Source organism: Flavobacterium litorale, assembly GCF_019613795.1.
GTDB classification, from domain to species: domain Bacteria; phylum Bacteroidota; class Bacteroidia; order Flavobacteriales; family Flavobacteriaceae; genus Flavobacterium; species Flavobacterium litorale.
Genome location: NZ_CP080429.1, coordinates 832,071 through 846,252, shown reverse-complemented (window position 1 = coordinate 846,252; position 14,182 = coordinate 832,071). Strand labels below are relative to the sequence as shown.

General features: G+C 40.3%; 13 protein-coding genes. 8 read left to right on the top strand and 5 right to left on the bottom strand.

Annotated elements, in window-relative coordinates; all coding sequences use genetic code 11:
* Positions 1–37: 37 nt before the first annotated feature.
* Complete coding sequence (locus K1I41_RS03730; RefSeq protein ID WP_220641344.1) at positions 38–904, bottom strand: MBL fold metallo-hydrolase; 867 nt, start codon at positions 902–904, stop codon at positions 38–40.
* 177 nt (positions 905–1,081) lie between these two features.
* Here K1I41_RS03730 and K1I41_RS03725 point away from each other — a divergent pair, with 177 nt between their 5' ends.
* From K1I41_RS03725 to K1I41_RS03690, 8 genes are all read left to right on the top strand, one after another.
* The gene (locus K1I41_RS03725) at positions 1,082–1,411 is read left to right on the top strand and encodes a HesB/IscA family protein (protein ID WP_220641343.1); all 330 of its coding nucleotides are present in this window, start codon (positions 1,082–1,084) and stop codon (positions 1,409–1,411) included.
* Between the two features lie 50 nt (positions 1,412–1,461).
* Entirely contained in the window at positions 1,462–1,833 is a 372-nt protein-coding gene (locus K1I41_RS03720; protein WP_220641342.1) for a four helix bundle protein, read from the top strand.
* Between the two features lie 29 nt (positions 1,834–1,862).
* The gene (gene sufB, locus K1I41_RS03715) at positions 1,863–3,311 is read left to right on the top strand and encodes a Fe-S cluster assembly protein SufB (protein ID WP_220641341.1); all 1,449 of its coding nucleotides are present in this window, start codon (positions 1,863–1,865) and stop codon (positions 3,309–3,311) included.
* A 68-nt stretch (positions 3,312–3,379) separates the two neighbouring features.
* Entirely contained in the window at positions 3,380–3,769 is a 390-nt protein-coding gene (locus K1I41_RS03710; protein ID WP_220641340.1) for a four helix bundle protein, read from the top strand.
* Positions 3,770–3,803: 34 nt separating this feature from the next.
* A complete protein-coding gene (gene sufC / locus K1I41_RS03705; RefSeq protein WP_220641339.1) occupies positions 3,804–4,553 on the top strand; it encodes a Fe-S cluster assembly ATPase SufC in 750 nt (249 codons plus the stop codon).
* Between the two features lie 93 nt (positions 4,554–4,646).
* Positions 4,647–5,963, top strand: coding sequence for a Fe-S cluster assembly protein SufD (gene sufD / locus K1I41_RS03700; RefSeq protein ID WP_220641338.1), 1,317 nt, complete (start codon positions 4,647–4,649; stop codon positions 5,961–5,963).
* 204 nt (positions 5,964–6,167) lie between these two features.
* On the top strand, positions 6,168–8,321 hold the full coding sequence (locus K1I41_RS03695) for a TonB-dependent receptor plug domain-containing protein (protein WP_220641337.1): 2,154 nt from the start codon (positions 6,168–6,170) through the stop codon (positions 8,319–8,321).
* A gap of 5 nt (positions 8,322–8,326) precedes the next feature.
* On the top strand, positions 8,327–9,400 hold the full coding sequence (locus K1I41_RS03690; RefSeq protein WP_220641336.1) for an HmuY family protein: 1,074 nt from the start codon (positions 8,327–8,329) through the stop codon (positions 9,398–9,400).
* Between the two features lie 805 nt (positions 9,401–10,205).
* Here the strand turns inward: K1I41_RS03690 and K1I41_RS03685 are convergent.
* Genes K1I41_RS03685 through K1I41_RS03670 form a run of 4 tightly spaced genes read right to left on the bottom strand, consistent with a single transcriptional unit; the run spans position 10,206 to position 13,966 of the window.
* Positions 10,206–11,243, bottom strand: coding sequence for a hemin-degrading factor (locus K1I41_RS03685; protein ID WP_220641335.1), 1,038 nt, complete (start codon positions 11,241–11,243; stop codon positions 10,206–10,208).
* A 17-nt stretch (positions 11,244–11,260) separates the two neighbouring features.
* Positions 11,261–12,037, bottom strand: coding sequence for a heme ABC transporter ATP-binding protein (locus K1I41_RS03680; RefSeq protein WP_220641334.1), 777 nt, complete (start codon positions 12,035–12,037; stop codon positions 11,261–11,263).
* A gap of 5 nt (positions 12,038–12,042) precedes the next feature.
* Positions 12,043–13,077 (bottom strand): FecCD family ABC transporter permease, encoded by a 1,035-nt coding sequence (locus tag K1I41_RS03675; protein WP_220641333.1) that lies wholly within the window; start codon positions 13,075–13,077, stop codon positions 12,043–12,045.
* Positions 13,067–13,966: a heme/hemin ABC transporter substrate-binding protein gene (locus K1I41_RS03670; RefSeq protein ID WP_220641332.1), complete on the bottom strand. Its 900-nt coding sequence runs from the start codon at positions 13,964–13,966 to the stop codon at positions 13,067–13,069. The genes K1I41_RS03675 and K1I41_RS03670 overlap by 11 nt, the downstream gene beginning before the upstream one ends.
* Positions 13,967–14,182: the final 216 nt, after the last annotated feature.

The following is a 14,182-nucleotide window of genomic DNA, read 5'->3' as shown; positions in this document are numbered from 1 at the left end:
TATAATTTGTTATTGGTTTGTTACACTTTAGGGTAAATTAATATCCTGTTAGTACATCGCTCCACGTTAAAACGTCTTTTAAGCGTACGCCTTTTTCGGTGTGCTGTACTGTAATTATTTCGTTGTGCGCATCGTGCCCTAATATCAAGTGGTAGTTATTATCGGCAGCGGCATTTAAAAATTTTGCTTTTTCGTCTATCGTTAACAATGGGCGGGTATCATAACCCATTACGTAGGGTAGGGGTATATGCCCTGCGGTAGGCAATAAATCTGCCATGTACACAAATGTTTTACCCATAAATTTTAGGTGGGGTAGCATTTGTTTTTCGGTATGCCCATCGGCAAATAATATTCCAAAACCTAGTTCGCTATTTTCTTTAAAATCGCCTTGTGGGCGTTCAATAAATTTTAGTTGCCCACTCTCTTGCATAGGCATTATGTTTTCGGTTAAAAACGATGCTTTTTCGCGGGCGTTGGGTTGTGTAGCCCACTCCCAATGGTTGTCGTTCGTCCAGAAATGTGCATTTTTAAAAGCCGTTTCGTATCCCGTGCGGTCTTTATTCCATTGTATGGCACCGCCCACGTGGTCAAAATGCAAGTGGGTTAAAAACACATCAGTAATATCATCACGATTAAAACCGTATTTCGCCAGTGATTTATCTATAGAGTGGTCGCCCCACATAGCGTAATAGCCAAAAAACTTATCGCTTTGTTTGTTGCCCATACCCGTATCAATAAGTATTAGTTTTTTGCCATCTTCAATAAGCAGGCAACGTGCCGCCATATCTATTTGGTTATTGGCATCGGCAGGGTTGGTACGGTTCCAAATGGTTTTGGGTACTACGCCAAACATAGCACCGCCATCGAGCTTAAAGTTACCGCTCTCTATTGGGTATAATTTCATGGTGTTGTATTGGATTTTAAAGCTAGCAAGTTACGGATTTAACACGAATTATTGCACTCAACGTTGTACTATAAATATTCTTTATAGTTAACATAGTTATAAAAGTGGTAACTGCTATTGTAATGTCTAACTTTGTGCGGTATCTTTGCCGTATTGCGAATTAAAATTTGTAGTATTATGATAAAAGTTTCTGAAACAGCGAAGAGTAAGATTGTTACGCTAATGGCGGACGATGGTTTTGATGCCTTTACGGATTACGTAAGGGTAGGCGTAAAGAGTGGAGGATGTTCGGGCTTATCGTATGACCTAAAGTTTGACAAAGCCATGGGCGAAAACGATAAACTATTTGAAGACAATAACATTAAAATAGCCGTAGATAAAAAAAGCTTTTTGTACCTAGCGGGTACAATACTAGAATATAGCGGAGGGCTTAACGGTAAGGGCTTTGTATTTAACAACCCTAATGCACAGCGTACCTGCGGTTGTGGCGAAAGTTTTTCGTTATAAGTAAAATGTTGTTGTAAAGTTCGAAAGTTGTAATGTTGTAATGTTTTTGTATGGCGAAGTTAAATTCATTTGAAGAAATAATTGCCTGGCAAAAATCGAGAGAACTGAATGCAGAAATATATAAGGTTACAAATGAGAATGTATTGTTTGCTAAGGATTACGGATTGAGGGATCAGATTAGGAAGGCTAGTATTTCTATAACCTCAAATATTGCGGAAGGTTTCGAAAGGGAAACAACTAAAGAGTTTATAAGGTTTTTGTATATAGCAAAGGCTTCGGCAGGAGAATTCAGATCGCAGCTTTATCTGGCATCAGATTTAAATTATATATCTAATGATGAGTTTAAAAAACTCAATGTTAAGATTAATGATATATCAAAACTATTGAGTGGTTTTATAAAGTACCTATCGGGAACGTTATAACATTCAAACGTTAAAACATTCAAACTAAGATGAGTAAATATACAGAAGAAGAATTAAAAGTTGAGCTCGAGAATAAAGAGTACGAATACGGCTTTTATACAGATATAGAATCGGATACGTTTCCTAATGGGCTTAACGAAGATGTTGTTCGTGCGCTTTCTAAAAAGAAAGAAGAGCCGGAATGGATGACGGAATGGCGATTGGAGGCTTTTCGGGTTTGGCAGCAAATGGAAGAGCCCGAGTGGGCAAATGTACATTATGAGAAACCTGATTTTCAGGCAATATCCTATTACTCCGCACCTAAAAAAGCAGACCCTAACAAAACATTGGACGATGTAGACCCAGAGCTTTTAGCCATGTACAAAAAGCTGGGCATCTCTGTAGATGAGCAGAAGAAGATGAATAATGTAGCGGTAGACATTGTTGTAGACTCTGTTTCGGTAGCGACTACCTTCCAAAAAACATTAGCGGAAAAAGGCATTATATTCTGCCCCATATCCGAAGCCATAAAAGAGCATCCAGAGCTAGTGCGCAAACACTTGGGTACAGTAGTACCACAAAAAGATAATTTTTATGCTGCCCTAAACTCGGCAGTATTTACAGATGGTTCTTTTTGCTACATCCCAAAAGGCGTACGTTGCCCTATGGAACTTTCTACCTACTTCCGAATTAACCAAGCAGGTACAGGGCAGTTTGAAAGAACGCTTGTAGTAGCAGACGAAGGTAGCTATGTAAGTTATTTAGAAGGTTGTACCGCACCAAGCCGTGACGAAAACCAATTGCACGCCGCCGTAGTAGAGCTTATTGCTATGGACGATGCCGAAATTAAATACAGCACCGTACAAAACTGGTTCCCTGGTAATAAAGAGGGTAAAGGTGGTGTATATAACTTTGTAACCAAGCGTGGGCTTTGCGAAAACAACGCCAAAATATCGTGGACGCAGGTAGAAACAGGTTCGGCAGTAACATGGAAATACCCAAGCTGTGTATTAAAAGGGAATAACTCCGTAGGTGAGTTTTACTCCATAGCGGTAACCAATAACTACCAGCAAGCCGATACGGGTACCAAAATGATACACTTGGGAAAAAACACCAAGAGTACCATTATATCCAAAGGTATTTCGGCAGGGAAATCGCAAAACAGCTACCGCGGATTGGTACAAATAAATGGTCGTGCCGAAAATGCCCGTAACTTCTCGCAATGCGACTCGTTACTTATGGGCAACGAATGTGGTGCGCATACCTTTCCGTATATCGAATCGAAAAATACAACTGCTAAAATTGAGCACGAGGCAACCACCAGTAAAATTGGTGAAGACCAAGTGTTTTATTGCAACCAGCGTGGTATCCCTACAGAGAAAGCCATTGCACTTATTGTAAACGGCTTTAGTAAAGAGGTACTAAACAAATTACCAATGGAATTTGCGGTAGAAGCACAAAAACTACTCGAAATTAGCCTTGAGGGTAGTGTTGGGTAAGAAAAAGTTTAAAGTTTAGGGTTCAAAGTCGATAAGACGTTCCTTAAACTTAAGCAAAAAATATATTGATGGCCACAATCAAACGTTTTGAAGATTTAGAGATTTGGAAGGAAGCAAGAAGGCTTACTACCCAAATACATAAAATTTCGAATGAAACGGGATTAAAGTCAGATTTTAGGTTGCGTAACCAAATAAAAGCTTCTTCAGGCTCTGTTATGGATAACATTGCTGAAGGCTTTGAAAGAAATGGAAATCTTGAATTCAGACAGTTTTTGTCTATTGCAAAGGGTTCAGCAGGCGAGGCAAGATCGCAGTTATACAGGCTATTTGATTATGGCTACATCAAAGAAGAAGAATTTAACTCGCTTAAAACTGATTTTGAAAATTTGAGTGGGAAAATAAATAATTTTATAATCTATTTAAACAATAAAGATTTTAAAGGCACAAAGTTTCGATAAGCAACTTTAAACCTTAAACTTCAAACCAATAAAAATGTTATCAATAAAAAACCTACACGCAAGTGTTGAAGATAAAGAGATTCTAAAAGGAATTAATCTTGAAGTAAAAGCTGGAGAGGTACACGCTATAATGGGACCCAATGGTTCGGGTAAAAGTACGCTTTCGGCAGTAATTGCTGGTAAAGAAGAGTACGAAGTTACCGATGGTGGAATTCATTTAGAAGGGGAAGATATTGGCGAGCTAGCTCCCGAAGAGAGAGCGCACAAAGGCGTTTTCCTTTCGTTTCAGTACCCTGTAGAAATACCAGGCGTATCGGTAACCAATTTTATGAAAACCGCCATTAACGAAAGCCGTAAAGCACAAGGCAAAGAAGAGATGCCTGCTAACGAGATGCTAAAACTCATCCGTGAAAAAAGCGAGTTGTTGGAGATTGACCGTAAGTTCCTTTCGCGCTCGTTAAACGAAGGTTTCTCGGGTGGTGAAAAAAAGCGTAACGAAATTTTCCAGATGGCAATGCTAGAGCCAAAACTGGCAATATTGGATGAAACCGATTCAGGTTTGGATATTGATGCGCTCCGTATAGTTGCAAATGGCGTTAACAAGCTCCGTAATAAAGATAATGCTGTAGTAGTAATTACCCACTACCAACGCTTACTAGACCATATTGTACCCGACTTTGTACACGTACTTTACAACGGTAAAATCGTAAAATCGGGCGGTAAGGAACTAGCCTACGAGCTAGAGGAAAAAGGTTACGACTGGATTAAGTCGGAAAACCTATAGTTGTTAAAAAGTTAAAAGTTATAATGTTAGAAAGTTGTAGCAGCGATACCCAAACTTTTCAACGTTCAACATTCAAACTTTAAAAACCACACAATGGATTTAAAAGAAAAACTATTATCGTCTTTTATGGCGTTTGAGGAGCGTTTGGATATCGAATCGGATTTACACGATATTCGCACCAATGCCATAAAAAACTTCGAATATAACGGCTTTCCTACCAAAAAGGACGAGGCTTGGAAATATACATCGCTTAATAACATCCTTAAAAACGATTTTAGCGTATTCCCAAAACAAGAAAACGCAATAAGCTACCCTGAGGTAAAAAAGTACTTTATTCATGATGTAGATACTTATAAGTTAGTGTTTATAGATGGTATATTTAGCTCCTTTTTATCATCAACTACGCACGAGGGTATTGATGTTTGCCTAATGTCATCAGCATTAAACAAACCCAAGTACAAGGATGTTGTAGATACCTACTACAATAAAGTAGCCGATACTAAAGATAGTATTACATCGCTTAACACAGCATTTGCTGTAGAGGGTGCCTATATTAATGTACCCAAAAACAAGGTAGCCGACAAACCAATCGAAATCATGTACCTCTCTACAGGGAATGAGGCAGCGTTAATGACAAACCCTCGAAACCTTGTTATAGTAGGCGAAAACGCACAGGTACAAATTATAGAGCGTCACCAAAGCCTTAACAACAACCCAGTACTAACCAATAGTGTTACAGAGATGTTTGTGGCAGAAAATGCTATTGCCGACTATTACAAAGTACAAAACGATGTACAAACGGCAAACCTTATTGATAATACCTACATAAGCCAAAAGCGCAACAGTAACGCATCGGTACACACCTTTTCGTTTGGTGGTAATGTTACCCGTAACAACCTTAACTTTTACCACAAAGGCGAGCATATAGAGAGTACCATGAAAGGTATTACCATTATTGGCGATAGACAACACGTGGACCATTATACGCTAGTACACCACGCAACCCCAAATTGCGAAAGCCACCAAAACTACAAAGGTATTTATGGCGATAAGTCGACGGGGGTATTTAATGGTAAAATATACGTAGAGAAAGAAGCACAAAAAACAGATGCTTTCCAGCAGAATAACAACGTATTATTGAGCGAAAAAGCATCGATAAACGCAAAACCACAATTAGAGATATTTGCCGATGATGTAAAATGCTCACACGGATGTACCATTGGTCAGCTCGACGAGAGTGCTATGTTTTACATGCAGTCGCGTGGTATTCCTAAAAAAGAAGCCAAAGCATTACTAATGTACGCATTTAGCAACGAAGTAATTGAGAGTATTAGGCTACCCGAACTCAAAAGCAGGATTACAAAACTTATTGCCAAAAAACTAGGAGTTAATATGGGTTTTGATCTTTAACACTTAGTGAATATATATAGTTGAAAAACGACCTTACTCAAGGTCGTTTTTTGTTTTTAGCCCTATTATTTTTTACGTGCTGTACGTTCAACAAAAGTTAATCTTCGGCAAGCTACAATTCTTTTATTTAGAATTAATAAAAATAATTTGGATATGTAATACCCTACACTTAGATTTGCAATTTAGAATCAATCTAACTTAGTAATGCAAATTAATACAAGGGTTTTATTACCTGTGCTTTTAGTTGCTGCCTATACCGCAAAAGCGCAGGAAACCGTAAACGATACCATAGTTTCTACCGAACTAAACGAGGTAGTAGTTACGGGGCAAATAGAACCCCAATCGATAAAAAAATCGGTATTTAACGTACGGATTATTTCTGCCGAAGATATTAAAAGGCAGGCAGGGAATAACCTTGCCGATGTAATGAACCAGTACCTCAACATAAACGTACAACCCCAAAGTGGCGAGGGGCGCTCAACCCTATCCATGTTTGGGCTAGATGGGCAATACCTTAAAGTACTAGTGGATAATATTCCGCTAGTAAGCGATACAGGGCTAGGTAATAATATAGACCTTACCCAAATAAACCTTGACGATATTGAGCAAATAGAAATTATAGAGGGCGCAATGGGCGTTACCCACGGGGCAAATGCTGTAAGTGGTATTATTAACATCATCACTAAAAAAAGTACCAAAAACAAATGGGAAATTACGGCTACCGCACAAGAGGAAACGGTAGGCAATGAGTACAACCCCTTTTATGAGGATGGCAGGCACATACAAGCCCTCCGTATAGCCCACAGCATTAACAATAATTGGTTTGTGGCACTAGGGGCTAACCGAAACGATTTTGGCGGTTACAAAGGCGGTTTAGGCGGTAAAGAGTTTACCAATAACCCTAATAACCCCAGCCAGCAAAGGGGCTATACATGGCTACCCAAAGAGCAGCTATTTACAAACGCACTGGTACGCTACCAAAAAAACAATACCCGCATATTTTACAGGTTTGAATATTTTGATGAGAACATAGATTTTTACAGCCCCGTTGTAGCAAGCGAGCTGGTAGAGGGCGTAGGCATACTCCGTTATGCAGACGATAGGCGTTATTTTACCCAGAAGTTTTACCACCACCTTAACGCGGTAGGTAAAGTGTTTGGTTTGGATTATAACGTATCGGCATCGCACCAAAAACAACAACGCGACATAGAGCAGTTTCGGTACTACATACAAACCGATACCGAAACAGGCAACGATACTGAAACCTACCAAGAAACCGAAATACTTTATTCTACTGGAACGCTAAGTAACTTTTTTAAAGCAGACGGTTTCGATTTTCAGTTGGGGTACGAGCTGGTTAACAGCTACGGTTATACCTCTGCGCTAAGCGGCAATTTTAACGACCCCGAACAGGGCGATGTTAACCTAAACAAACGTTTAGAGAATTATGATATTTTTACAGCTGCTGAGGTAAAAGTTACCGATAAATTTTCGGTACGTCCAGGTTTTCGGTATTCCTTCCAGTCCAAATTCGATAACCAATGGGCAGCCTCAATGGGGCTACGCCAATTATTGGGCAACGGTTTTCAAGCAAGGCTAAGCTACGGGAGGTCGTACCGTACGCCCAATTACGAAGAATTATATACCTTTTTTGTCGATTCCAACCACAACCTGCAAGGTAACCCCGATTTGTTACCCGAAAGTGGGCACTCGGTTGAGGCAAGCCTTAAAAAGCAAACTTTTTTCGATTCTGGGTTACAACTCAAAAATGACATTACTATAGGTTTCATCAGCGTAAGCGACCGTATTGAGCTCGCTATAACCGCTACATTCCCTTCATTTCAATACCGTTTTATAAACATAGATACCTACAGTATGTGGAATCTTGCTACTACGCACCAATTCGCCTACAAAAATTGGCAGGCAAACGTAGGTGTGTCGGTAACAGGTATATCCAGAGCCATAAATACGGGTTTGGTAGCTTCGGACGATCGTTATTTAACCACCTACCAGTTTAATACCAACATTGCGTACACCATACCCAAGTGGAACACCTTACTATCGTTATACTACAAGCACAACGGTAAACAGCAACAGTACATACAGGACAGCTCGTTAAGCGACCCGCAATTCATCCTATCAGAAATTGAATCGTTTGGGCTTATGGATGCGTCCATACGGCAGTCGTTCTTTAAAAATAAATTCGATGTAACGCTTGGTGCACGTAACCTGCTGGATGTTGTTAACATACAAAGCAGCGTAGCTGGTGGCGATGCACACAGTGCAGGTACAACCAACATCCTTATGGGGTACGGGCGTTCTTACTTCTTAAAATTAACCTACAATCTTAATTTTTAATTACTATGAAAAAAATAATCATCCCTTTGTTTGCCATACTATCGTTAATAGGTTGCTCTAGCGACGATATTAATGGTAATATTGCACCGATAGAACCTGTTTCTGAAGGCGGTATTTTTGGCACCGACGAGAACCCATTAAACGTGGGCGGACCCAACCAACAAAACCAAGTATTTGTAAACCTTAGCGAAGAAGCGGCATTTGTTGTAGCCCGCGATAGTTGGGATTTGGGCTTTTATGGCGGAAACGATTTCCGTGTTATTATAAATGGCTCGTTGCTTATGGCAGCAAAAGAGCTTGAAACTACTGATATTACCGAGCGCCATAACGAAGACCCTACGGTAGCTGTAGGTACGTTTCGGGCAGAGAATTTAAACTACGTAGATAGCCCCGATGGTGCACTTGCAGGTACTGCCTTTGGTACCATTGCAACTAGCGAAGAAACCGCTAAAGTATTTTTAGTAAACCTAGGTAACGAGGTGCCTACTACCGCACCAGCAACAGGCTCGGTAAATACAGCAGGCGATGCACGCGGTTGGAAAAAGGTAAAAATTTGGCAAGATGGTACAAGCTATACCATGCAGTATGGCGATATTGCCGTAGGTGCCTACCAAGAGGTAACTATACCTAAAAGCCCAGCTTATAACTACACTTTTTTCAGTTTTACTTCGGAGAGTATTGTAAACGTTGAGCCACAAAAAGACCAGTGGGATATGAAATTAACTACGTTTACTAATGAAGTTTTCGATAACTCGGGAGCATCAGCAGGAGCGTATTTTTATTCCGATTTTATTGTTACCAATACCGTAGCAGGGGTAACCGCTTTAATGGTAGAGGGTGATACGGCAGCTTATGAAACCTTTACCAGAGCAACCCTAGAGGCAGGCGATTATACTTTTAGCAACGACCAACGTGCTATAGGTGTTAACTGGCGTAGTGTATTGCCCGTACAAGTATATAACGATGTTTTTTTTGTGCTACGCGATGGCACAGGCAACATCTATAAAATAAAATTTATATCGATGCTTAATACGGATGGCGAGCGTGGTTTCCCGCTATTTCAGTACAAGTTATTATAAGATAGTAGTAGAAGTTTTAATGTTAAGTATTTTCTGAACTTCCAATGTTTGTTTGAGTAAGCCCGATGGTGTGTAAGTGCACTATCGGGTTTTTATTTTATGATTTATGTATTTTCTGGAGTTGTGGCACGTGTCATTGCGAGGAGGCACGACGAAGCAATCTAATTCGGATTGCCACGCTTCGCTCGCAATGACACCGTATTTATTAACTGATACCTACAAGGTTTTTAAAACCTTGCAGGTGTTGCCATATATAGTTACAATAAAAAGACAGCTTATTATAAAGTAATATAAGCTTTAATGTTAAGTATTTTCTGAACTTCCAATGTTTGTTTGAGTAAGCCCGATAGTGTGTAAGTGCACTATCGGGTTTTTGTTTTATAATGTATGCATTTTCTGGAGTTGTGGCACATGTCATTGCGAGGAGGCACGACGAAGCAATCTAATTCGGATTGCCGCGCTCCGCTCGCAATGACACTGTATTTATGAACTGACACCTACAAGGTTTTTAAAGCCTTGTAGGTATTGTAGGATAGATTTTTGAACGAACTTTCTTTTGTTTCTTATTACAGATTAAGCGTCATTGCGAGGAGGTACGACGAAGCAATCTCAACAGATTGCCACGCTCCGTTCCACTACGCTCGTAACGACGTTGAGGCTCTGATTCTAAAACAAACACACCTACAAGGTTTTTAAAACCTTGTAGGTGTCGCTATGTATAGTTGCAATAAACACGCATAGTTACAATAAAAAACCGCTCCTAAAGAAAGAAGCGGTTTCAAACTAAACGTATAAAATAGGGGGCTTACAACGAGGCAACTAAATCCCTCCAGCCTTGTAACTCAGGAATACCAGGTTTTCTTTTACCAAAAAACTGTACAATAATTTCGCCCAGCTCGTTAAACACCTCAATGGCAGTAACCATACCATCTTCGGTAGGTTTGCGCACTATCCATACCTGAGCAATTTTGCTCATATCCAAATGCATATTAAAATCAGGATCCATAACGTTATACCAGTCGTTGTGCCACATGGTTTTGCGTATGGGTCCTGTATGTATTTGTATATTACCTCTGTTGCCTGTAAATACCATTATAGGTAGTTTTTGCTCGGCAGCACCCTCTAGCATGGTTACAATAGCCAATTTATCTATTTGCTCGGCATAGTTGCCTTCGGGGGCAAGGCGTAGGGCTTGGGTACGGGTTACGCCGTATTTTTTAAGCATTCCAAAAAAGTCGTGGGTATCTTTAAGGTTTATCCACTCTTCTCTAAAGGCAACAACATCAATACTGCTATCAGCTTTTTCTTCAATACTCAATGGTATTTCTACAGCCGTTTCATTAGTACTTTGGTTGTCCGATTTGTATTTTGCTACCAAAGTATCAAAAGCTTTCTCGTTACTATCGGGTGTTAAGTATATTTTGTGCATAGCAAGTCCATCTTTACCAAAAAACTGAAGGCTTTTACGGCTACCATGCTGGCTATGTTCGTTTACGGCAAATGCCTTTTCCCAATGCATATGGAAAATTCGTAAATCGATATCCTCGCCTACAAATAAGCCTGCATACGGGCTGCTAAAGTCGGGGTTAAGGTAAGTACCCTTACGCTCATGTACACATTCCTCATTACGGGTTAGTGCCATTACTTTGCCTAATGTTTCAACATCGGTAAGTATCGCTGCAAACTCAGGTTTAAGGCGGGTAACGGTGTCGCCTACTTGTGTGGCTAGTAATTCGGCTTCGCTAACGCCTAATTCTTTGGCAGCGTTACGAATGCGTATGTGTGGGTTTTCTGCTTTAAGCGCCTCCCACTGCGATTTTAATGTATTGGTTATAGTGTCCATAATTGTTCTATTTTATGTTAGGTTCCAAATATGATTAACGGATTTTTATTTACGGGGTTGGGGCATATGGTACACGGAAAGTTGTACACGCTGCTAATAATTTCGCGGGTAAATACCTTATCGGGGATATCGTGGCGTACTATTTTTCCGTTTTTAAGCAGCATTACGCTATCGGCAAATTGTGCTGCAAGGTTAAGGTCGTGCAGTACCATTACGGCGGTGTTGCCCCGTTCGGTAAAGTTTTTTACGGTGTGTAGTATGCGGTGTTGGTGCAGTACATCGAGGTTGTTTAGTGGCTCATCTAAAAAAACGAGTTTATTGGTTACCTCATTATCCAACTGTGCCAGTACACGTGCTAGGTGTACGCGTTGTTTTTCGCCTCCCGATAGTTGGTTATAATCGCGTAGTGCCAGTGCAGCTACATCGGTTTCTGCCATAGCTTTGGCTGCGGCTTCGCTATCTTGTTTTTGAGGTGTAGTGTTAAAGTAAGGGTAACGCCCCATCATTACTACATCTTTTACTGATAGGGGTATATCGTGGCTATTGCTTTGCGAGAATTTGGCTTTGTGGTGGGGGAGTTCTTTTTTGTCCCACGCCTCAAAGGTTTTTTCTTTAAAGAAGATGCTATCGTTACTATCGTCCATCTCATTGGCTAAAAGGTTCAGGAGTGTCGATTTTCCTGCCCCGTTTGGTCCTACTATTACCAATAGTTCGCCAGTATTTACCAAAACATCAATGTCTTCCAATATGGTAAACTTGCGGTGTGCGTACGATATTTTTTCTGCTTGTAACATGGCAACTACATTGATTTTCTATTTCGGATGAGTATTACTATAAATATGGGTGCTCCCATAAAGGCGGTTAGTATTCCAATAGGCACCTCGGAGGGTGCTGCTATGGTACGGCTAATGGTATCGGCGGTTAGTAATAATACACTACCCAATACTGCCGACATGGGTAGTATAATGTGGTAGTTGGATTTGAATATGAGCCGTAAAATGTACGGTACTATTAACCCAACAAAACCTATAGTACCTGCAAATGCTACCGATGTACCTACCATTAATGCGGTTAGCAATACTATTTGTTTTTTAATGCGCTCTACGGGTATGCCCAAATGCTGCGCATCACGCTCGCCAAGCATCATGGCGTTAAGGGCTTTTCCTTTATTAATTAAAAACAGGTACGATATAGCTATTATAACCAGCAGGATTGCATTTTTTGTCCATGTGACACCTGCTAGGCTCCCTAAGTTCCAAAAGGTAAGGTCGCGCAATTGTTCTTCTTTAGAAATATAAATTAAAAACCCCGTAATGGCAAAACCTAATGCTGTTATGGCCACGCCCGAAAGGAGCATTACAATTACGTTTGTTTTACCGTTGGAGGTAGAGATACGATACACCAAAATCATGGTAAGTAACGCCCCTACAAATGCCATTATACTGAGTAGCGAAAACTGTACTACTTCGGGCAGGTAGGGCTTTATAGCACTACCCAACACTATAGTAATGGCTGCAAATAACGATGCTCCCGATGTTATCCCGATTAAATCGGGGGTGGCAAGCGGGTTTTTAAACATCCCCTGCAAGCACGTACCCGATACTGCGAGTGCGCTGCCTATTAATATTGCCATACTAATGCGGGGCAGGCGTAAATCCATCATAACAAAACGGTCACTGTCCGATATGTTATTGTCATTACTAATAACCCCTTTTAGTAAGGCGGTAAACGATTCTTTCTCAAAAGTATATACCCCCATGTATAACGATACTGCTGCCAATACAATAAGGAGCAGTATGCTAAGTAGCAGGTATAAGGGTAACTTATTTTGCATTGGTGCTTTGTGCCAACTTGCTGTTTAGCTGGGCTGCTGCTTCGCCCAAACGCGGACCAAACCCAGAGAGTAGCCCACCATCCATGGCAATAATTTTTTTGTTCTTTCCTGCGTTGGTTTTATCAATACCCTGTATTTGTGCCATAGCACCTTCTACACCGCCAAGGCTTTGAATACCCGAGTTGAACATTAATATTACATCGGGGTTGGCTTTTACCACCGCTTCGGGTGTAAGGGGTTTGTAATCGTCAAAACCATCTATGGCATTAACACCGCCTGCTAGTGTTATTATTTTATCTACAGGTGTATTTTTACCACTTACCATTAGCGCGCCTGCGCTACGCGCATAAATAAACAGCACTTTAGGTTGTTGCTTTAATACGTTAACCTTTTCAAGTCCGTTATCAATTTGCTTTTTAAGTTGTTCGGCGCCATCGTCTTCCAATATGTTTGCAACTTCCTCTATTGTTTTTTTAGCACCATACGGTGTGTATTCTCGTTCAAATATTTGTGTGGTGACCCCCGCCAATTCAATTTTTTGTGCCAGTTCTGGGCTAATATCTCTGTTAGTAGCTAGCACAAGTGTTGGCTTTAGTGCCATTATTGCTTCTACCGATATGCTTCGTACGTGCCCTAAATCTTGTGCCGTTTCTTTAATGGCTTCGGGGTAACTGCTGGTAACATCTACACCTACAATTTCGTCACGATGCCCCAATCCTGCTACAATTTCGGTAAGTGCACCGTTTAACGATATAATACGTTGCGTTTTTACTACAGCAATACTATCGGTTGTAGTGGTCGTCTCGTCGGTTTTTTCTTTCTCGTTTTTACACGATATTGTGGTTAACACTATAAGTGCCAATGCTAGTGTTTTAGTTATATGCTTCATGGGTAGGGAATTACTATTTTTAATAAATCTAAATTACTGCAAATCTAACAGATTTATTTAGAATGAGAAAAAATAAGGCGTTAAAAGTTGAAAATTTCTACCGTCTTAAATCCATGCTAAAAATCTGTTTTTAAAAAAACAAGCTGTAACTTTGCATAACGTATTATTATGTAGGATAAGCACCTACAGATAAGCACATTTTATATAACTGAAACG

Bases quoted from the DNA above. Each gene is read 5' to 3' on its own strand.
- K1I41_RS03730 (WP_220641344.1), bottom strand. From the start codon at position 904: ATGAAATTATACCCAATAGAGAGCGGTAACTTTAAGCTCGATGGCGGT.
- K1I41_RS03725 (WP_220641343.1), top strand. From the start codon at position 1,082: ATGATAAAAGTTTCTGAAACAGCGAAGAGTAAGATTGTTACGCTAATG.
- K1I41_RS03720 (WP_220641342.1), top strand. From the start codon at position 1,462: ATGGCGAAGTTAAATTCATTTGAAGAAATAATTGCCTGGCAAAAATCG.
- sufB (WP_220641341.1), top strand. From the start codon at position 1,863: ATGAGTAAATATACAGAAGAAGAATTAAAAGTTGAGCTCGAGAATAAA.
- K1I41_RS03710 (WP_220641340.1), top strand. From the start codon at position 3,380: ATGGCCACAATCAAACGTTTTGAAGATTTAGAGATTTGGAAGGAAGCA.
- sufC (WP_220641339.1), top strand. From the start codon at position 3,804: ATGTTATCAATAAAAAACCTACACGCAAGTGTTGAAGATAAAGAGATT.
- sufD (WP_220641338.1), top strand. From the start codon at position 4,647: ATGGATTTAAAAGAAAAACTATTATCGTCTTTTATGGCGTTTGAGGAG.
- K1I41_RS03695 (WP_220641337.1), top strand. From the start codon at position 6,168: ATGCAAATTAATACAAGGGTTTTATTACCTGTGCTTTTAGTTGCTGCC.
- K1I41_RS03690 (WP_220641336.1), top strand. From the start codon at position 8,327: ATGAAAAAAATAATCATCCCTTTGTTTGCCATACTATCGTTAATAGGT.
- K1I41_RS03685 (WP_220641335.1), bottom strand. From the start codon at position 11,243: ATGGACACTATAACCAATACATTAAAATCGCAGTGGGAGGCGCTTAAA.
- K1I41_RS03680 (WP_220641334.1), bottom strand. From the start codon at position 12,037: ATGTTACAAGCAGAAAAAATATCGTACGCACACCGCAAGTTTACCATA.
- K1I41_RS03675 (WP_220641333.1), bottom strand. From the start codon at position 13,077: ATGCAAAATAAGTTACCCTTATACCTGCTACTTAGCATACTGCTCCTT.
- K1I41_RS03670 (WP_220641332.1), bottom strand. From the start codon at position 13,966: ATGAAGCATATAACTAAAACACTAGCATTGGCACTTATAGTGTTAACC.